Origin of the sequence: Staphylococcus taiwanensis (genome assembly GCA_020544305.1) — a bacterium.
GTDB classification, from domain to species: Bacteria; Bacillota; Bacilli; order Staphylococcales; family Staphylococcaceae; genus Staphylococcus; species Staphylococcus taiwanensis.
Map to the genome: position 1 here is coordinate 1,877,586 of CP058667.1, position 19,177 is coordinate 1,896,762.

A 19,177-nucleotide genomic window follows, 5' to 3' on the forward strand; every position below is an offset into this window, starting at 1 on the left:
ATCTTAAATTGTTGCATTTACGTATTAATCTATACTAAATTAAATACAGTTATTAATAAATAAAGGAGACAATCGTATGTCCATCGATACAAAAAGAGACTATTTTTTTGATAATGCTCGAGCAGTACTTATCTTTTTAGTTGTATTTGGTCATATGATGCAACCTTATACTTCTGAAAGTAAATATTTATCTGCACTTTATCTTGTAATAGCTTTCATATGCCAACATTTTTATTTATTTCAGGATATTTTGCAAAACACTTAGATAAGCCAAATTATTTAGAAAATGTCGCTAAGAAACTCATTGCGCCATATGCAATTTTTTATGCTTTTTTCTCAATATATTATTATTTAACTGGTAAAAGCGAAGCAATTCAGATGGACCCATTCGATCCCGTATTTGCACTATGGTTCTTACTTACGCTTTTCTTTTTCCACGTCATATTAGTGATTGTGAGACGTTATAATCCATATTATGTATTGCCCATTGCATTGATTATTTCTATTTTAGCTGGTTTTTCAAAAGATATTGGGGAGTATATGAGTATTTCGCGTACTATTGTGTTCTTCCCTATCTTTTATATTGGCTATTTAACAACACGATCACATACACAAATATTACGTAATAAGAAGCTAAGAATTTTTTCAATATTAGTATTCATTGCATTCTTTATCGGTTATTATATACATCCTATTAATGCAGATTGGTTACTAGGTAGCAGTCCGTACACATCTCTTGAAAACAATAAAGAAAGTGTTTATAGTCCATTCAAACGTTTATTACTTTATGTCATTATCTTTGTAGCAATGTTTGCATTTCTTAACTTAATGAGTAATCAAAAACGTATTTATACTTATATAGGTAAACGAACGATGTACATTTACTTACTCCACGGACTAGTGATTGGTATCGTTAGGGGCTTTGAAGTGTATCCATTTAAAGATAATGTCTCGTTCTTTACATATATATATTTAATAGTTCTTTCATTATTAATAGTTTATATACTATCGACGAACTTTATATGTAAATGGACTAACCCTGTTATTAATTTAAAGAAACCCTCTGACTATAGGCGTAAATCTTAATTAATAATAATCGCATAAAATGTAAATTGTGTAACAAAAAATATGTTATTATAAGATTATTCTAAAAATTCTGGGGATAGCACTAAAAGCGTTTCAAAGCTTTAATTGTGTTATATCCCCTATTATTATTAGTTTTACTTTCAGACTTTCGTTTTTAAAGTCTATATATCGAACAAAGTCTTATTTTGTTAATTTTTTCGAGGTGTATATATGAAATTATCATTAAACTCTAATTCAAAATTTTTAAGAGCACCAAGCATACGACAATTCTCAAATCGTATGAAAAACATTGATGATTGCGTGAATTTGACTATAGGTCAACCAGACTTTCCCATGCCAGAAGTAGTCAAAAATGCCTATATTAATGCGATTAAAGAAGATAAAACAAGCTATTCTCATAACAAAGGACTCCCAAAAACACGCCAAGCTATTAGCCAATATTTTAAAAATAAGTATGGTTTTTATTATAGTGAGGAAGAAATTATTGTTACGAATGGTGCGAGCGAGGCACTTGATACATCATTACGTAGTATTATTGAACCCGGTGATGAAATACTCATTCCTGGTCCGATTTATGCTGGCTATATTCCTCTGGTGGAAACTTTAGGTGGTCACCCAATATACATAGATACGACTCAATCGAACTTTAAAGTGACACCGGAATTAATTGCCCAACATATTAGCGATAAAACGAAAGCAATTTTGTTAAATTATCCTACGAATCCTACTGGTGTGATTTTGACTCGTGAGGAAGTAGCATCATTAGTTCATTACTTGAAAGATCAAGAAATTTTCATTATTAGTGATGAAATCTATGCTGAAAATACTTTCAAAGGAACACATACATCATTTGCAGAATACAATGAAATTCGAGACCAATTACTATTGATTGGTGGATTAAGCAAATCACATTCTGCAACTGGTATTCGAATTGGTTTCTTAATTGGGCCAGAATACTTAATTGAAAAGTTAACATTCATGCATGCTTATAACTGTATATGTGCAAATGTACCTGCACAACTTGCATGTATAGCAGCTTTAAATGAAGGATTGGAATCCCCTAAATATATGAATAAAGCTTATATTGAGCGTCGTGATTACTTAAAATCTAAATTATTGGATTTAGGTTTTGAATTAGACGCGCAACCTGAAGGCGCTTTTTATATCTTCCCTAGTATTCAAAAATATACGGATAATGATTTTGATTTTTGTGTCAAAGTTCTTGAAGAAGCACACGTTGCCATGGTTCCTGGTTCTGCCTTCACAGATATTGGTAAAGGTCATATACGCATTTCATATGCCTATGAAATGGATGTTTTAAAAGAGGGAATGCATCGTTTAGAACAATTTTTAAAAGAAAATTATGATTTATAACTTTAATTTAAAAAAGGACACTTGTTAATAGTAAGTTTAACTGTCAATCAGTTAAACGCTATACAAGTGTCCTTTTAATCATATTTTGAATTATATTGCCGTTATTGGCTTATGGGAATTTAGGGAATTGATCGAAGTCTGGATCACGTTTTTCTTTAAACGCGTCACGACCTTCTTTTGCTTCATCAGTTGTGTAGTACAATAATGTAGCGTCTCCAGCCATTTGTTGTAAACCAGCTAAACCGTCTGTATCAGCATTCATTGCAGCTTTTAAGAAACGTAAAGCAGTTGGAGAATGTTTCATAATGTCTTTACACCATTGAACTGTTTCATCTTCTACTTGGTCTAAAGGTACAACTGTATTAACTAAGCCCATATCTAAAGCTTCTTGTGCATTATATTGGCGACATAAGTACCAAATTTCACGCGCTTTTTTATGGCCAACGATTCTTGCTAAGTAACCAGAACCGTAACCAGCATCAAATGAACCTACTTTAGGACCTGTTTGTCCGAAAATTGCATTATCAGCAGCAATTGTTAAGTCACAAACGACGTTTAATACGTTACCACCACCGATGGCATAACCTCTTACCATAGCGATAACCGGTTTAGGAATGACACGGATTAAACGTTGTAAATCTAATACATTTAAACGAGGGATTTGGTCTTCACCTACATAACCACCATGTCCACGTTTTTTTTGATCTCCGCCTGAACAAAATGCTTTGTCTCCTTCACCAGTTAAGATAATTACAGAGATGTTTTGATCATCACGTGCACGACTGAAAGCATCAATCATTTCAGCCACTGTTTTAGGTGTAAATGCATTACGTACCTCAGGGCGATTAATTGTTACTTTTGCGATTCCTTCATAGAATTCATATTTAATTTCATCATATTCTCTAAGTGTTTCCCACTGTCTAGTCATTTTGCTCCTCCTTTAAAAAACCTATTACTATTGTATCAAATTCCGCTTCATCTTCCACGTGAATTGTATGTCCAACTTCCGGAAAACGATGTACATGACTATTTTTTATATTTTCTTTCATAGCTTGTCCAGTGTTAACAAATTTTTTATCTAATTCTCCCACTAGAATAAGACATGGTATGTCAATGGTTTTAATTTCATCCCATAAATTTGGCATATGTCCTGTACCATAGTCACGTAAGGCTTTTGCTAATGTATTAGGATTTTGTGACATACGCATGTCACGTATCGCTTTCTTCTTATCTTTATCTAAGTCATATTGGGTATAAAATAAAGGCAATTTTTCCCAATCGTTAACAAAGATTTCTAAACCAGCAATATCTAATACCTTCGCTCGTGCAGCGTCTATTTGTTGGCGTTCTAATCTATTATCTTCATCTTTAATGCCGGGAGAAGTACTTTCTAATATTAAGCTTGCTAATGGTTGTTTACCATATAGTGCATAATAAAGTGCAATCCTTCCACCCATTGAATAACCTAATAAAGTCATTTGATAATCACTATATTGTTCAAGCACCATGTCTAATTGTTGTGCTAAAAATGGGAAATCCCAAACATTAGACATTGAAGTCTCATCTTTACCATGTCCTGGCAAATCAATAGTTAAGACATTAGTCTCTTTTGAAAAGGCATCAAGATGGCTATCATAAGTACGACTATCACTTATGAAACCATGTAATAAAACTAATAATTGATTGGTTTCAGTAGATGATTTATGAAAATTATAATGTAACATTTAAAATACCACTCAATTTCTTATATAAAATTTGATGTTGTGCTAAATTATCATCTCGATTGGTCATAATTTCATAGATATGTGAACTCATATGCGATAATTTTTCTTGAGCAAAATCAGTCACAGCATTGAAACGTTTAAATGTAAAATCATATAGTAACGCTGTATATTCAAAGTTTAAACCAGTAGGTGTACCAAATAAGCGCTCAAAATACGCATCTGCTGAAGATTTTTGAGGTAAATATGAAAAGATACCTCCGCCATCATTATTAAGCAATACAATATTCAAGTGAATATGGTTTAATTTCGCCATGAGTAACCCATTCATGTCATGATAGAACGCTAAATCTCCAATTAATAATGTGATATTCTTGTGTACTGCCATACCAACTGCTGTTGATACCACACCATCAATGCCATTAGCACCACGATTTGCATAAACTTCTACTTCACTATTAAATAATAGATTATCTATATCTCGTACAGGCATACTATTACTTACAAATATAGCATCATCTTTTGATAATTTTTCGATAAGTAAGTTAACATAAGCTGCCTCATCAGTTGCTTGCGACGTATGTTTGTCGATTAATTGACGTCCTTGTTTCTCTAATGTTTGCCAAGTTTCTATCCAATTTTTTCTATCAATTGTACCCTCTTCAATTAAATTTCTAAAGAAGTCATTCGCTGAAATTTCATAAGAAATACTTGGCGGCGTCGGAAACACATCAATTTTATCGTTATTTTGAACCAATATTTGGAAAGCAGTTGTGCGTTTAAGCCATTGATTCAATTTCTTGGAAATGACTGGTTTACCAACTCGAATAATAAAGTCTACGTCTAAGTCAAGACCAGCTCGATAATACAGATCATAGGTTGTGATTACATTAGGATGATTGTATTTACGCAACTGACTTAATGGATCTGCAAGTATTGGTAAATCATGTATAGTGGCATAAGTTAATATTTGGTCAACAGCTTGATGTTGCATGTCACCTACGATGATCAGACCTTTTTTTTCTTTTAAAATGCCACTAATATCTTGCACATTAATATTTTTTTGATAATGTGGTAACGTTTTATGATAAGACGTAAGCCAATCTACTTTTTCAAGGTCTGGCGTCAATGGTTCTCTAAACGGTAAATTAAAATGAATAGGTCCACGGTGTGGTCCATATAAATACTGACTTGCTATCTGCATTTGATAATAAATAGTGTCTGTCATTTGTTCACTATCATCTGCAACTGGCATATCAAATTGATAATTAACGTAATTCTCAAACATATTAACCTGATTAATTGCTTGAGGTGCACCTACACTTCTAAGTTCATGTGGTCGGTCACTCGTTAATACAATTAGTGGTATACGACTAATTTGGCTTTCCGCAATTGCAGGTGTATAGTTGGCTGCTGCAGTACCTGAAGTACATAAGATTGCTACTGGTCTTTCGCTTCCTTTTATTAAACCTAAAGCAAAAAAGGCAGCACTGCGTTCATCCGGATGAACCCATGTCTTAATATTAGGGTGTGCCTCAAAAGCAATCGCTAACGGCGTTGATCGCGATCCTGGACTAATCACGACTTCACGAACACCATATGCGTATAATTCGGAAGCAAATGTAAATACTTGTTTCGTTAAAGCTTCATTATGATTCATTATTATCCACTACTCCTAAAGCATTCATCATTGGTGAAAATTTAACTGCTGTTTCAGCTAATTCACTATCAGGGTCAGAATCTTTAACTATGCCACAACCTGCAAATAATGTGGTTTGATTCTGCTTAATTAACATTGAACGAATGGCCACTATAAATTCACAATCATCATTCATATCGATATATCCCACCGGTGCACCATAAAGACCACGCGTTCCGAATTCATTTTCTTCAATAAAATTAACCGCTTCATCTTTAGGATACCCCCCTAACGCAGGTGTTGGATGCAAATGGTCAATTAATCCAATATAAGAATTACTAATTAAATTACCTTTAATTTGAGTATAAAGGTGATACATATGATCATTTTTCAAAATATTAGGTGTCTCATTATATTCAATATCTTCAACGTACGGTTCTATATCATGTAAAATACTTCTAACGACGAAGTCATGTTCTCCTAAATTCTTTTTATCTTGTAAAAATGCTTGAATGTTTTTTTCGTCTTCTTCGAGATTTTGTGAACGTTTGATAGTCCCTGCAACTGCCTTTGTTGATAAAACACCATTATCAACTTTAAGTAATTGTTCTGGCGTTTGTGAGAAGAATACAGATTCATTTGACTCTAAGATAAATATATAACTATTTTTTTCATTTTTAAGTGCTCTATTAAGTACGTACGGAATACTGATTGGTTTGTCGAATCTTATCAAACGACGTCTTGCGAGAACAATTTTTTTATTATCATCAAGTTGAGCGATAGCATCACTAACAAGTTCTTTCCATTCATCTTTATATATATCTTCCATTCGCTTAATATTACCTATCGTTTCAATATGTTCTGACATATCCACGTGTGTATCTTCAAAATAAGAAACAATTTTTTTCAATTCTTCCATATCAAATTTCAATCTTTCAACTGTATATGTGAGCAATGTTTGATTATTGATAGTGGAAATTAATACTTCCGGTACGACAAAATGATTGATTCCAAACTCACGCCATTCATCATCTGATTTATGGCTTGAGAATTGGAAGCCACCAACAACTTTCAGATGATGTTTTTCTGTTTCGGGATGTATTAATTCAATATCATTCTTGAACTTTTCCCACTCACGAAAGATAGATTGTTTATTTTCAAAGTTATTTTTAACTCTTTGAATTGCATGATAGCCGAAAAATGAAGACGTGTTATCGTTCAAACGAAAATAAAAGCGGTCCCCAGCTTGATCATCTGTTAAATAAAACAACTCATCAGGTGAAAATACTTTATCTATTTTTACTTCAACAGAAACCCAATTTTTATTACTTTCATAAATTGACTCAATTATATCGTCTTCTTTTAAGTTCGCAGCCATTCATTTCACTTCTTTCATTATCTATTTTTACTCATTATAATATTGTATCATTTTTCGATATTTATAGTGGCATAATTGCTTAATCTTATAGGAGAATATTTCACGTAGATTGACCTTTATTACCTATTCCTTTAAAATACATATGTTAAAACTTTATATTATAAGAGGTAGATTAAATTATGGCAGATCAATATCAACAATATTCTACTGTTAGAAAATATTGGCACTTAATGCGACCTCATACACTAACTGCTGCAGTAGTACCTGTTTTAGTAGGTACGGCAACTGCTAAACTTTTTTTATTAGGCAGTCAAGATAACATTAAATTCACATTATTTCTTGCAATGTTAATCGCTTGTTTACTCATTCAAGCGGCAACAAATATGTTTAATGAATACTACGACTTTAAAAAAGGTTTAGATGACCATACGTCCGTGGGTATCGGTGGTGCTATAGTTAGAAATGGTATGAGTCCTAAACTTGTCATGAATCTAGCAATTGCGTTTTATGTCATTGCTGCACTATTAGGCATTTTCTTAGCTGCGAATACGTCATTCTGGATTATTCCAGTAGGGATTGTGTGCATGGCAATTGGCTATTTATACACTGGTGGCCCTATGCCTATTTCTTGGACACCGTTTGGAGAACTTTTTTCTGGTTTGTTTATGGGGATGATTATCATCTTACTTGCCTTTTTCATTCAAACAGGTAATTTAAACAGTCTTGCTGTTTGGATAAGTATTCCTATTGTTATTACAATTGGTTTAATTAATATGGCAAACAACATTCGTGATCGTGTTAAAGATAAAGCTAGTGGCCGTAAAACATTACCTATTTTATTAGGTAAAAAAGCATCCATTACCTTTATGGCAGCGATGTACATCCTAGCATACGTTATCGTTATTTATATTGCTTTATTTGTATCAGGTGGATCTCTATTCTATTTACTAGTATTATTTTCTTTCCCAATGCCTGTTAAAGCGATTCGTCGCTTCAAGAAAAACGATACACCTGCCAGTATGATGCCTGCAATGGCAGCAACAGGTAAAACAAATACGATATTTGGTATTCTATATGCATTAGGAATTTATATAAGTGCTATATTAGGCGGTATTTAAGTCGATAAACTGAGTCCAACAATGAATTGTTGGACTTTTATTTTGGTTGATAAACCATATGTAAATAGTCATGTCCATATAAGTTGATATCCTCTACCCATTCAAATCCTAATCGTTCGTACAATTTACGTGCTTTAGGATTATCATAATCACAACTCAAACTCCACTTTTTGTCAGGATAATGTTTTATAAGATACTCAAATAATTGTGTAGCAATGCCTTGCCCTCTAAACTTTGAAAATGTTGCTACTGTTTCAATATACCATTCATCATCTTTAGCTTCTTTAAGTGGTAACGGTGTATCGAACATCTTCATATCTTCCTCAAGTGGCAATTCTTTCCATGTTTCCTCTAACGCCATTTCCTTAGCACCATCGTATGCAATAATACAACCTGCAACTTGATTATCTTGCTCATACACCCAAATATTATTGTAGTTCGTGCGATAATCAATATTAACAATACTTTCTTCAAGTGCTTGAATGACACGTTCTTTTGTGAATTCTTTGACTAAATCTAATTCCATATCTTGCCAAATAATATAACATAATTCAGCAATTTGTTTATTATCACTTGGTCGTGCTTTCCTTATCATTATTTTTACTCCTTTCTTTTATGAATGCTTATCATCTTCATTATATGAAACTTCCTACTAATAATAAATTATTTACTAATTTATTGAGTTTATTAACTCTATTTATTTGGGCTTTTCAAAGAATTTTCATTTGCTTTTTATTTCAAAATGCTTACAATGTGATTTTAAGGAGGCGCAATGCTGTTATGAAGGTAAATAAAACATTATATGTACTGTGTGCCATTTTCTTAGGTGGTGTTGGTATTCATAAATTCTATGCCGACAAAGTAATTCAAGGTGTGTTACATCTATTATTCTTTTGGACGTTTATTCCAACTATTATTTCAATTATTCATGGGATATTAGTGATATTTAATACAAAAGCAGATAAAGATGGCTATATTATTATTCCTAGAAAAAATTAACAAATTCAAAGTTATTCGTTGATTCAGTAAATGCTACGATTTTCTAGTTTAATTTTTATCTTTAATTCTTTGAGAAATGGGTAAACTTCAAGAAATAGAAAATAAAGGAGCAAGTTATTATGAACATTATTAAACGTGTAATTAGAATTGTTATAACTGGATATTTAGTAAAATGGATTCGAAATATGATTGAAGGAAAATCAAAAGGTGGAAAATAAATAGTATTTAAAAAGGACTGTTCGCTAACTTAATTTAAAGTAGTGAATAGTCCTTTTATAATGAGTTACTGGATCCTGATTTACTCATTTAAAAATGCCTCCAAATTTTTATATTCGTTCGTATAATTAATGAAATCATTTTCATTTTTATTAACCAATGCTTCATCAATTAATTCAACTAATTGCTTCTTACGAGCCTGTCGAAGGGCCTCATCAATTATAAGCTCAACTCCAAGATCGTTAACTGTTGTTACAAAATCTTCTAGTGTCGTATGTTTGACGTTCGTGTTGTAATTCATTACAATCACTGCCTTTCTTTTCTTTTTGATATAGTGATAGTATATAAGTTTTTATTTTTTAAATCAATAGAATATTCTGACTTTTCTATAAAAATAAGTGTAATAGGTATTTTAAAGAATATCTTGACAACGTATAAACTTTTTATATAATAAATTTATGTTATTAATAGATGGTAATCAAAGCTATTAATAACAATATATAAAAGGAGGTAATGAGATGACCAACAATTCTCAAAACCAAAATACTGTATATATCATACGGAAAGGAGATATGGTAGTTAAACCAGTCTTTGATGAATATGAACACACGAACGGTTCAGAAATCATGAAATACGACACTAGCGTTGAAAAGAATCCTTTCAAAACTCAAAAAATCATTGAGAGATCTTGCAAATTTTACGGTAACAACTACATTAGTAAAAAATCTGAAACCCAGCGCATTGCAAATATTACGAGCAAGCCCCCTATTCTGTTAACTCCTTTATTCCCAACTTACTTTTTCCCAACACATTCCGATCGTTTAGAAGAAAATATTTGGATTAACATGCATTATGTGCACGAAATTAAACCACTGAAAAACCGAAAAAGTAAAATCATTTTTGCTAACCAGCAAACACTCACACTTAATGTTTCTTATCATAGCCTCTGGCATCAATATTCTAACTGTATTTTCTACTACTACATGGTTGATAAACAATCCCGCATGAAATCGAATAACCCTGAAATGCCTATTGATTATGAAAAAACTACTTTAAATATATTTGAAGCACTTTCCCATTACTCACTATTACAAGATAAATAGTTTTATGTTTAATTTTAAAATATACGGAACGTTTATATTAATATAGTGTAAATATTCCGTATATTTTTTTAATATAATACCTTGCAAATTTTAAGTTTATTGATATAATAATATTTGTGCTGATTAGAGATAGCATCATAAATCAAATTATTCCGCAGTAGCTCAGTGGTAGAGCTATCGGCTGTTAACCGATCGGTCGTAGGTTCGAATCCTACCTGCGGAGCCATATGGAAACGTACTCAAGTTGGCTGAAGAGGCGCCCCTGCTAAGGGTGTAGGTCGCGAGAGCGGCGCGAGGGTTCGAATCCCTCCGTTTCCGTCATTTAAACCACCGATATTCGGTGGTTTTTTTGTTTATTTTTATTATCGTCTATACTTCATTTACTAAGAACTTCTATCTTCTAATTTAATAAGCATACCTTCAATTTGAATTATATATATCATTACATATTAAAATTGTGTATAAAAAAGTAAATTGTCGTAAATTAATCTATTAAAACTAAATTGTATGTTACAAAATACACCTTTCTTAGAATATAATAGATATTAAGAATATTTTTATTCTTAATATATTATTTCGGAGGATTAATCAACATGACAGAACAACATTTCGAAAAAGAACATCATTCTAGCCAAAGTGAACCTTTAGCATCTATACAACAACTAGAGGAAAAATCCAAAAGTAAGAAAAAATGGCTTTGGGGATGTGGTGGTTGTGGTGGATGTCTAGTACTATTAATCATTATAATCATTGGTATTTCAGCTTGTACTGCTACATTTTCAGATACTTCAACCACTAATAAAGATAGTAATACTACTACAGAACAAAAAAATGATAACGACTCTAATAGCAAAAAAGATGATAACGCATCTACATCACAAACTGATGATCAAAGTACTGTAACAACTAAAGAACAAACAGATGAATCAAAGTCTAATAATGATAAAGAGTCAACTAGAGAACAACAAGCTGCATTAAAAAAAGCTGAAACATACTCTAGTTTCATGCATATGTCTAAAAAAGGTATATATGATCAATTAACTTCAGAATACGGTGAAAAATTCCCGGCAAACGCTGCACAATACGCTATCGATAACCTTAAAGCTGATTATAAGAAAAACGCATTAGAAAAAGCTAAAGACTATGCAAAAACTCAACATATGTCAACACAATCTATTTATGAGCAATTAACTTCAGAATATGGTGAAAAATTCACGCAAGAAGAAGCACAATATGCTATCGATCATTTAAATAAATAAACATTTTGCGGCTACTAAGGAAAATATCCTTAATAGCCGCTTATTTATTACTAATAAGACATTAATTTTAAAATCTCTTCTTTTTTAATGTCACCGAAATAATGATAAAAGTCAAAGTCTTCCATAGCTTCTTTAATATGCGTATAATCATGTAACGTCCCTATTAAAGCATTCTCTAATTCAGTGACATCACCTTCACCAAAGAAGTCTCCAAAGATTCTAGCATGTTCAATTTTGCCTTTTTTGACGTCAAATTTGATTTGTACAAAACCTTTTTCAAATTTTTCATCACGTTCAAAATTATAGTTAGGATTTCTACCATAATTCCAATCCCAAGTTCTATATTTATTATTACTTAACTCTTCAATATTTTTCCAATCTTCATCAGTCAATTTATATTCTTCAACTTCATGTTCTCCAAATATTGTTTTTAGAATAATTTGCTTAAATTGGTCGATTGATATTGATTCATCTAAGAATTCGTCAATATTTGCTACACGTTTACGTACAGATTTAACACCTTTTGATTGAATTTTTTTCGGATTAACTTTTAAGGCATTTTGGACCTCTCCTAAATCACTATTCAACATTAGCGTTCCATGACTAAACATTCTATCTTTTACTTTAACCATCGCGTTACCTGAAATTTTTGCCTGGCCCACTTGGATATCATTTCGACCAGTCATTTCAGCATTAACCCCCATCGATTGTAATGCTTGCACAATGGGTTCAGTAAATTTTTTAAAATTATGGAAACTATTGCCATCATCATCAGTGATAAAACTAAAATTTAAGTTACCTTGATCATGATACACAGCTCCCCCACCAGAGATTCTACGTACAACATGAATATTATTTTCATCAACATATTGCTTGTTAACTTCTTCAATTGTATTTTGATTTTTACCAACAATAATCGAAGGCCCATTAATATAAAATAAAAAATAACTATCATCTGCTGGTAAATGTTTTAAAACGTATTCTTCCATCGCAAGATTGATAGTAGGATCGTTAATATTATTGTTGCTTACAAATTTCATATTTATCTCTCCTTTAACTTACCCAATTATGCCCTTAATTCATTTATGCCTTATAATAAAATAGATTGCCAATTATTTACTCAAATTTGACATTTTATTCATAATTAAAATAATATTTACTTTTTTTAGCATATATTTGTTTATTATTATGTAAAATTTTAGTACAATATAGCCTAGCTATGATTTGAGGAGGACTCGAAATGACTGTTGCAGAAGTTGGCAATATCGTAGAATTTTATGACGGTTTAAGAGGCCGTGTTGAAAAAATTAATGACAATTCAGTAATTGTAGACTTAACTATTATGGATAACTTCAATGATTTAGATTTACCAGAAAAAACGGTTATTAATCACAAACGCTATACAATCGTTGAATAAGAAGGTTATTAGTAAATGAAAAATATATCAAAAGCGTTAATTTGGTTTATTGCAAGCTTTATTGTATTCCATTTGATCTTATACATCATGTGGGGAGAACATCAAGAATACTGGTATTTATATACTGGTATCATGCTAATTGCTGGTATAAGTTATGTTTTTTATCAACGTGATATTAACTCTAAACGTTTATTAACGTCTATTGGGGTTGGTATAATAACAAGTGTTTTACTTATTATTATACAGTTAATCTTTTCATTATTATCACCACAACTATCTTATGCTGAGCTTATTAAAGAGTTAACAAGAACAGGCGTTTATTTCAAATGGCAAATGTTAGTGACATTGATTTTTGTAATTCCGTGTCATGAACTATATATGAGAACAGTTTTGCAAAAAGAGTTAACTAAATTCAAATTTCCTACTTGGTTAATAATTATAGTAACTTCGTTATGTTCAAGTTCATTATTTATCTATCTAGACAAATGGTGGATTGTAGCATTTATTTTTGTTACGCAAGTCGTTCTATCAATGAGTTACCAATATACTCGTCGTATTGTAACAACATCATTAGGACAAATCGTTGCAATCATTTTACTTTTAATATTTCATGGTTAAGAAGCTTTTCTTAGTTAAAAGACTAAGAAAAGCTTCTTTTTTTAAAGTAATCTTTATTTGTAGAACGTTTATATAATTGAAGGGTTAGTTATCAAACTTTACTCTAAAATTATGATTCACATTCAATTGGTAATTAGAATCTTTTAGTTTTTCAGCAATAAGTGTGCTCATTGGTTGATCGTACGTTGTATGATGGATAGTCGTATCATCAAGGCGTGAACGGTAATTTCTGTAACAATAGTCTGTCATTGTAACACGGTAAGTACCTTCTAATTTTATGTCTTTCAAATTTACACGATGAAATGGTTCATTGTTCATATCAACTTCATACTCAAATCCTTGCCATAACGTGCATAATGTTTCGTCTATTATTGTCATACTTAATTGTTCTTGTTCAAACTGAATATAAGAATACGTATATTCAATCAGATCTTTAATTTGCTGGCCTGTCAAAGTTAAATCTATGGCTTTATCAGGGTGAGGGTATGAATGGTAAAGATCTTCATTTGTAATTATACCTGTTAGTCCTTTTTCACCATTTTTAGGAACATTAATACACGTTATTTTATTATCATAGGCTAATTTAATACTATCATGTAAAAGTTGCACAAAAGGATGTGGTTTGCCAATTAAATCTTCTAATCCTCTTACTTGTAAATTAAATTCATTTTCAGAAATAATCTCTTTAGACCAATGTTCAACTGCTTTACGATCATAGTATGTGAGTTCTAACAATTCATTATCTTCTTGATATTCACTTAAATTAATTACAACTGACTCGATATCTTCTTTTTCAAATGTATTTGTACGTTTCTTAAACCTAATTTTTACGTGCACTAGTTCTTGAGCATTTTGACCAGCTTGAATATATACTGTTTCATAATCATTACCTACAATTGTTTGATGTTGATGTGCAGTAATCATTAAATCTATTACGCCAATTTTTTTCATGATTTTTTCAGCTTCATGGGAACTTTCACCATGGCGTGTATTCGTTTGATTAATTTTGTCTAAACCACCATGATAGATAACTATAAGAAAGTCTGGATGTTCAGTCTCATGAATATATCTGATCCAGCGTTTAGCAGATAACAGTGTTTTTTCAATACTTACATCTTTTTCCATTTCAGCATATTCATTCTTCATTAATCCATCGGCAGTTAAACCAACGATTGCAATTTTTACGTTACTAAATTGCTTAATAACATATGGCGTTGAGAAATAAGGTTCTTTGGTCAATGCATATTCAATATTTGCCGATAACCATTGAAATCGTGCTAAAGACACTGAGCGTGTTAGAAATGACAAACCAAATTTAAAATCGTCTGGACTAATACCACTTGCATCATATTGCATAGCATTCATTAATTTAATCATTGGGTGACGCTTATAAGGTGCTACTATAGCGTAATAATGTGCTGCTAAAGAACCGGCGAGACTCCCTCCACTATCTAGTAAAACAACATTCTCATTGTCTTCTCTAACACTTTTGACATAAGCCCCTGCACGGTAAATGTTTGAACCAAAATCGCCATTCATGAAATGACTATGCATATCTGAAGTTGCAAGTATATCTATAGTTATATTTTCATTTTTCTCCAAAGTTACACACCCCTTATTTAAAGCTAGTTTAACATTTATCAAACTATGAGTGTTATCCATTTCTAACTATCGTTAATAAAAAAACATTTCCAGTAAAAACTTTTACTGAAAATGTCTTTATACTTATCCAATTTGAACTCGTTCTTTTGGATAATGAAATTTATCTGGTTCTTTGCGTCCTGCAATCATAATTATGAAGGAAATTAATCCTACACGTCCTATAAACATTAATATCATTAATATCACTTTAGTGAGACCACTAACATTATCAGTTACACCTAAAGTTAAACCACATGTTCCAAATGCAGACATCACTTCAAAGAAAACTTGTAGGAATGATAAGTTACTTTTTTCAGTGGCTAAAATAACTATCATACTCACAAATGTCAGAATTGACGCCATTGTAAAAACAGCAAATGAACGTTGAATATCTACAACATGAATCTCTCTATTAAATACTTTAATTTCTGATTTATCTGTATTGTTATTAAAATTGATTACAAAAAGAATCAATATTGCAAAAGTTGTGGTACGAATACCACCGCCCACTGAACTTGGAGAAGATCCTATAAACATTAAGATACTCATTATTACATTAGTTGCATCACTAAAATGAGTCATATCTATTGTTTGTAATCCGGCACTCCTTGTTGTTGCAGACTGAAAGAGTGAATAAAAAAGCGATTGATGCCAGCTTAAACCTTTAAATGCATGATTATGCTCTAAAGCTAGAATAGCTAAAACACCAAATATGAATAAAAAGAAATAAGTAGATGTCGTTATCTTAGTAAATAATGAAAATCGAAAATTTGTTACTCTATTTCTAACATAAGCTCTAATTTCTAATAACACTGGAAAACCTATCGAACCTAGAACTATTAAAAACATAACAATAGTCTGAACAAAATAATCCTTGGCATAAGGTACTAACGATTGACCAGTTATGTCTAGCCCACCATTGGTCGTAGCAGAAATAGACACAAATAAGCCTTGCATCAATGCGTATTTTAAATCAGGATTATCTCTGTAAAAGTAGAATGCTAATAAAAGTGCACCTACAAATTCGATTGTTAGTATTGTTTTTATAATTTCCAAGATTAATTTAACAGTTCCACTCATCGTGTCTTTATTGTTATCTAACATAATTAATTGTCTTTCACGAATACCGATGTGTTTGCCTAAAACTACCCATAAAACAGTTCCTATAGCCATAACACCGATACCACCAATATTAAGTATGATAAGTATTATAATCTGTCCAAAAGTTGAATAAGTATCGACGATATTAACTGGTGTTAAGCCAGTTACGCTAATACCCGAAACAGCTACAAAAAGTGTGTCTATTGGACTAACACTTACCCCTTGTTTATGCACAAAGGGTAAATTTAATAACAAGAAAGCAACAACTATGGCTATTAAATAATACAAAACAATCCCTTGTTGAGGACTTGATTTTTTAAGCAACTTACCGAAAATAGACATTAACTTGTCACCTCAACGTCATTTTAATTTTATTTTTATCTCTTGAGATTTTCCATCTCTATAGATTTTTGCCGACAGCGTTTTTAAGTCTTGTCTGTGATTAAAAATGGTTTGTCTATAATGTAAATTATCTTTAATTGATTTACTATCTAATTCTACAACTACATCGCCAGTTTTTAAACCTGATTTTTTACCTAATCCATCGTCTTTTAATTTTTCTATTACAATACCATAGTTTAATTGATTAGGTATCTTTAAAAGTTGTCTTTCATAATTGTTCAAATCTTCAACATTTTTAATTGCTAATCCTGTATTAGGATATTCAACTTTACCTTTCTTTTCCAACTCTGTAGCTATACTTTTTGCATCATTTATAGGAATAGCGAATCCCATTCCCTCAATATTAGGCATGTTTATTTTTAGCGAAACTATACCTACTAATTCTCCATAACGATTGACGACTGCACCACCAGAATTACCTGGATTTACAGCTGCATCTATTTGAAATGTTTTAATTAATTCATCATTTTTATTGTCTTTGTCAAAATCAACAGGTACTGCTCTATCTAAACCAGAGATTATCCCTTTTGAGACAGTATTTTTAAAATCATTGCCTAATGGATTACCAACAATTATAATCGATTCACCTAATATTAACTTACTAGAATCTCCCATCTTAATCGGCTTGATTTTTTTATCTTTAAAAGAAGCCTTTAAGACTGCAATATCTGACCACATATCTTTGCCAACGACAGTTGCTTTGGTAGATTGGTTATCTCCGTATGAAATCACTATATTGTCACTATTACCAACGATATGAGCGTTAGTTAAAATAAAAAAAGTATCGTCTACATTTTTGTAGACGACACCTGATCCAACTTCATTATTTGTGTTTTTAGTATTATTAATTTTTGAAGTATTCTTAGGTGTGTCATTCTCTACTGTTACAATCGAGTTAACAGTACTATTAGCATTTTTCATAGTTGATGTGTACTTCGTATGATGGTGTTCACTTTGATGAACACTACTATTTTGATTCATTTCAGAAATAATTGCTGAAATTAATATGATGATTAATAGAATAGCTACTACTATCACTATTTTTAACCAGTGCAATTTAAAGAATCTTTTTACTGTCTCTAAAGCGTCACTATTTGTATTTGATTCTTCTTGAGTAGCACTATGCGCTTCATATTGATTTGTTTTTGTCTTTTCTTCTGACTTATTACTATCGTTCTGTTTCTCTAATGACTCTTTTTGATGATTGTTGTTTGTCTTAGATTCAATATCTTCTTTAGGCCGTTTATTATTATTTTCTGTTTTGTTAGAGTCTTTATTTTTATCAATTACTTGTTTTTTCTCTACGTGCTTTTGTTCAGACTTTTGTTGTTGCTCATTTTTATTTGATAGCGTTTCATTTTTATTAGTATTCTCTTTTGGGTTAACACTAAGTTGTTCTTTTTCTTTATTTTTCTTAACCCTACTTAACTCTGGTTGTCTCTCACCGCTATTATCATGCCCATGATGATTGTTATCATTATTATAGTGAGTAACTTCCCTTGATTTAGAGCTTGAAGAAGCATCATTAGCGTGTGTTTCTTCACGGTCTTTCTTCAGTTGTTGTTCTTCCGGTAGTGTTAAGTTATGATGTTCTTCTTTATCATTACTCACTGTAGTTGATTCTTGTTCTGATCTGACTTTAGCTAAATGTTGTTGCTGTTGAATTTCTTCTTGGGTTAATTTCTCAATTCTAGCTTTTCGTAAATTATCTTTCACACGTTCTTCATTAACTTTTGCTTGCTCTTGTTCTTTTCGAGCAAGTCTTTCACGTTGTTCTCTTTCCTGTTTTATTCGCTCTTCACGTTCTTCATTGTGAAAATATTCATGTCGCTTACGACGATATTTATCTCGAGGTATCACATGCTTTTTATCATTATCCAAAGATGCCACTCCTATCTTTTAACACACAAAGTCAGAGTTTTAATTGATTATCCTACTCGTGGTTATTCATATAGTAATTGATACATTACTTAAATTTTAATATCATTAATGACAATTAGCAATGAATTGAGGGTTTAATTATAAATTTTTCTAATGACCATTATATATAGCAAAATTTTTCAACATAAAAAATACCTTTAAAACCTGACGCTTTCAGCCAAATT

Annotated in this window: 17 protein-coding genes, 2 tRNA genes and 1 pseudogene; 10 read left to right on the forward strand and 10 right to left on the reverse strand. The window is 31.4% G+C overall.

Features of this window, described 5'->3' with window-relative positions; genetic code table 11:
- The first annotated feature begins 76 nt into the window (after window positions 1-76).
- Window positions 77-1,086 (forward strand): annotated as a pseudogene (locus HYI43_08965) (acyltransferase family protein).
- A 210-nt stretch (window positions 1,087-1,296) separates the two neighbouring features.
- On the forward strand, window positions 1,297-2,460 hold the full coding sequence (locus tag HYI43_08970) for an aminotransferase class I/II-fold pyridoxal phosphate-dependent enzyme (protein ID UDI78673.1): 1,164 nt from the start codon (window positions 1,297-1,299) through the stop codon (window positions 2,458-2,460).
- Between the two features lie 109 nt (window positions 2,461-2,569).
- Here the strand turns inward: HYI43_08970 and menB are convergent, their stop codons facing one another.
- The 4 genes from menB to HYI43_08990 are packed head-to-tail and all read right to left on the reverse strand — an operon-like array spanning window position 2,570 to window position 7,198.
- Window positions 2,570-3,388 (reverse strand): 1,4-dihydroxy-2-naphthoyl-CoA synthase, encoded by an 819-nt coding sequence (gene menB, locus HYI43_08975; GenBank protein ID UDI78674.1) that lies wholly within the window; start codon window positions 3,386-3,388, stop codon window positions 2,570-2,572.
- On the reverse strand, window positions 3,381-4,184 hold the full coding sequence (gene menH / locus HYI43_08980; protein ID UDI78675.1) for a 2-succinyl-6-hydroxy-2,4-cyclohexadiene-1-carboxylate synthase: 804 nt from the start codon (window positions 4,182-4,184) through the stop codon (window positions 3,381-3,383). The genes menB and menH overlap by 8 nt, the downstream gene beginning before the upstream one ends.
- Window positions 4,171-5,844 carry a 2-succinyl-5-enolpyruvyl-6-hydroxy-3-cyclohexene-1-carboxylic-acid synthase gene (menD, locus tag HYI43_08985; protein ID UDI79295.1) on the reverse strand — a complete coding sequence of 558 codons (1,674 nt, stop codon included), beginning with the start codon at window positions 5,842-5,844 and terminating at the stop codon, window positions 4,171-4,173. Before menD ends, menH begins: the two co-directional genes overlap by 14 nt.
- Complete coding sequence (locus HYI43_08990; GenBank protein ID UDI78676.1) at window positions 5,831-7,198, reverse strand: isochorismate synthase; 1,368 nt, start codon at window positions 7,196-7,198, stop codon at window positions 5,831-5,833. The genes menD and HYI43_08990 overlap by 14 nt, the downstream gene beginning before the upstream one ends.
- A gap of 179 nt (window positions 7,199-7,377) precedes the next feature.
- On the opposite strand from HYI43_08990, the gene HYI43_08995 reads away from it, so the two are divergent.
- Window positions 7,378-8,316: a 1,4-dihydroxy-2-naphthoate polyprenyltransferase gene (locus HYI43_08995; GenBank protein UDI78677.1), complete on the forward strand. Its 939-nt coding sequence runs from the start codon at window positions 7,378-7,380 to the stop codon at window positions 8,314-8,316.
- A 37-nt stretch (window positions 8,317-8,353) separates the two neighbouring features.
- On the opposite strand, the gene HYI43_09000 is transcribed toward HYI43_08995, so the two are convergent.
- On the reverse strand, window positions 8,354-8,911 hold the full coding sequence (locus HYI43_09000; protein ID UDI78678.1) for a GNAT family N-acetyltransferase: 558 nt from the start codon (window positions 8,909-8,911) through the stop codon (window positions 8,354-8,356).
- Between the two features lie 185 nt (window positions 8,912-9,096).
- Here HYI43_09000 and HYI43_09005 point away from each other — a divergent pair, with 185 nt between their 5' ends.
- The gene (locus HYI43_09005; GenBank protein UDI78679.1) at window positions 9,097-9,315 is read left to right on the forward strand and encodes a TM2 domain-containing protein; all 219 of its coding nucleotides are present in this window, start codon (window positions 9,097-9,099) and stop codon (window positions 9,313-9,315) included.
- Window positions 9,316-9,613: 298 nt separating this feature from the next.
- Here the strand turns inward: HYI43_09005 and HYI43_09010 are convergent, their stop codons facing one another.
- A complete protein-coding gene (locus HYI43_09010) occupies window positions 9,614-9,832 on the reverse strand; it encodes an IDEAL domain-containing protein (GenBank protein ID UDI78680.1) in 219 nt (72 codons plus the stop codon).
- Between the two features lie 217 nt (window positions 9,833-10,049).
- Here HYI43_09010 and HYI43_09015 point away from each other — a divergent pair, with 217 nt between their 5' ends.
- From HYI43_09015 to HYI43_09030, 4 genes are all read left to right on the forward strand, one after another.
- A complete protein-coding gene (locus HYI43_09015; GenBank protein ID UDI78681.1) occupies window positions 10,050-10,634 on the forward strand; it encodes a competence protein ComK in 585 nt (194 codons plus the stop codon).
- 151 nt (window positions 10,635-10,785) lie between these two features.
- A tRNA-Asn gene (locus HYI43_09020) sits at window positions 10,786-10,860 on the forward strand.
- A gap of 3 nt (window positions 10,861-10,863) precedes the next feature.
- A tRNA-Ser gene (locus HYI43_09025) sits at window positions 10,864-10,952 on the forward strand.
- A gap of 275 nt (window positions 10,953-11,227) precedes the next feature.
- Window positions 11,228-11,893, forward strand: coding sequence for an Ltp family lipoprotein (locus tag HYI43_09030; protein ID UDI78682.1), 666 nt, complete (start codon window positions 11,228-11,230; stop codon window positions 11,891-11,893).
- 50 nt (window positions 11,894-11,943) lie between these two features.
- Here the strand turns inward: HYI43_09030 and HYI43_09035 are convergent, their stop codons facing one another.
- Window positions 11,944-12,933, reverse strand: a complete 990-nt coding sequence (locus HYI43_09035; GenBank protein UDI78683.1) for a lipoate--protein ligase — start codon at window positions 12,931-12,933, stop codon at window positions 11,944-11,946.
- A gap of 200 nt (window positions 12,934-13,133) precedes the next feature.
- Here HYI43_09035 and HYI43_09040 point away from each other — a divergent pair, with 200 nt between their 5' ends.
- Together HYI43_09040 and HYI43_09045 are read left to right on the forward strand one after the other, a co-directional pair.
- Entirely contained in the window at window positions 13,134-13,310 is a 177-nt protein-coding gene (locus HYI43_09040) for a DUF2187 family protein (protein UDI78684.1), read from the forward strand.
- 15 nt (window positions 13,311-13,325) lie between these two features.
- On the forward strand, window positions 13,326-13,928 hold the full coding sequence (locus tag HYI43_09045) for a CPBP family intramembrane metalloprotease (GenBank protein ID UDI78685.1): 603 nt from the start codon (window positions 13,326-13,328) through the stop codon (window positions 13,926-13,928).
- Between the two features lie 84 nt (window positions 13,929-14,012).
- On the opposite strand, the gene HYI43_09050 is transcribed toward HYI43_09045, so the two are convergent.
- The 3 genes from HYI43_09050 to HYI43_09060 form a co-directional block, all read right to left on the reverse strand.
- Complete coding sequence (locus tag HYI43_09050; GenBank protein ID UDI78686.1) at window positions 14,013-15,530, reverse strand: bifunctional metallophosphatase/5'-nucleotidase; 1,518 nt, start codon at window positions 15,528-15,530, stop codon at window positions 14,013-14,015.
- 123 nt (window positions 15,531-15,653) lie between these two features.
- On the reverse strand, window positions 15,654-17,012 hold the full coding sequence (locus HYI43_09055; GenBank protein ID UDI78687.1) for a TrkH family potassium uptake protein: 1,359 nt from the start codon (window positions 17,010-17,012) through the stop codon (window positions 15,654-15,656).
- A gap of 18 nt (window positions 17,013-17,030) precedes the next feature.
- Window positions 17,031-18,953 carry a trypsin-like peptidase domain-containing protein gene (locus HYI43_09060; protein UDI78688.1) on the reverse strand — a complete coding sequence of 641 codons (1,923 nt, stop codon included), beginning with the start codon at window positions 18,951-18,953 and terminating at the stop codon, window positions 17,031-17,033.
- Between the last annotated feature and the right edge of the window lie 224 nt (window positions 18,954-19,177).

Excerpts from the sequence above, each read along its gene's own strand:
- HYI43_08970 (UDI78673.1), top strand. The coding sequence starts at position 1,297 with ATGAAATTATCATTAAACTCTAATTCAAAATTTTTAAGAGCACCAAGC.
- menB (UDI78674.1), bottom strand. The coding sequence starts at position 3,388 with ATGACTAGACAGTGGGAAACACTTAGAGAATATGATGAAATTAAATAT.
- menH (UDI78675.1), bottom strand. The coding sequence starts at position 4,184 with ATGTTACATTATAATTTTCATAAATCATCTACTGAAACCAATCAATTA.
- HYI43_08990 (UDI78676.1), bottom strand. The coding sequence starts at position 7,198 with ATGGCTGCGAACTTAAAAGAAGACGATATAATTGAGTCAATTTATGAA.
- HYI43_08995 (UDI78677.1), top strand. The coding sequence starts at position 7,378 with ATGGCAGATCAATATCAACAATATTCTACTGTTAGAAAATATTGGCAC.
- HYI43_09000 (UDI78678.1), bottom strand. The coding sequence starts at position 8,911 with ATGATAAGGAAAGCACGACCAAGTGATAATAAACAAATTGCTGAATTA.
- HYI43_09005 (UDI78679.1), top strand. The coding sequence starts at position 9,097 with ATGAAGGTAAATAAAACATTATATGTACTGTGTGCCATTTTCTTAGGT.
- HYI43_09010 (UDI78680.1), bottom strand. The coding sequence starts at position 9,832 with ATGAATTACAACACGAACGTCAAACATACGACACTAGAAGATTTTGTA.
- HYI43_09015 (UDI78681.1), top strand. The coding sequence starts at position 10,050 with ATGACCAACAATTCTCAAAACCAAAATACTGTATATATCATACGGAAA.
- HYI43_09030 (UDI78682.1), top strand. The coding sequence starts at position 11,228 with ATGACAGAACAACATTTCGAAAAAGAACATCATTCTAGCCAAAGTGAA.
- HYI43_09035 (UDI78683.1), bottom strand. The coding sequence starts at position 12,933 with ATGAAATTTGTAAGCAACAATAATATTAACGATCCTACTATCAATCTT.
- HYI43_09040 (UDI78684.1), top strand. The coding sequence starts at position 13,134 with ATGACTGTTGCAGAAGTTGGCAATATCGTAGAATTTTATGACGGTTTA.
- HYI43_09045 (UDI78685.1), top strand. The coding sequence starts at position 13,326 with ATGAAAAATATATCAAAAGCGTTAATTTGGTTTATTGCAAGCTTTATT.
- HYI43_09055 (UDI78687.1), bottom strand. The coding sequence starts at position 17,012 with ATGTCTATTTTCGGTAAGTTGCTTAAAAAATCAAGTCCTCAACAAGGG.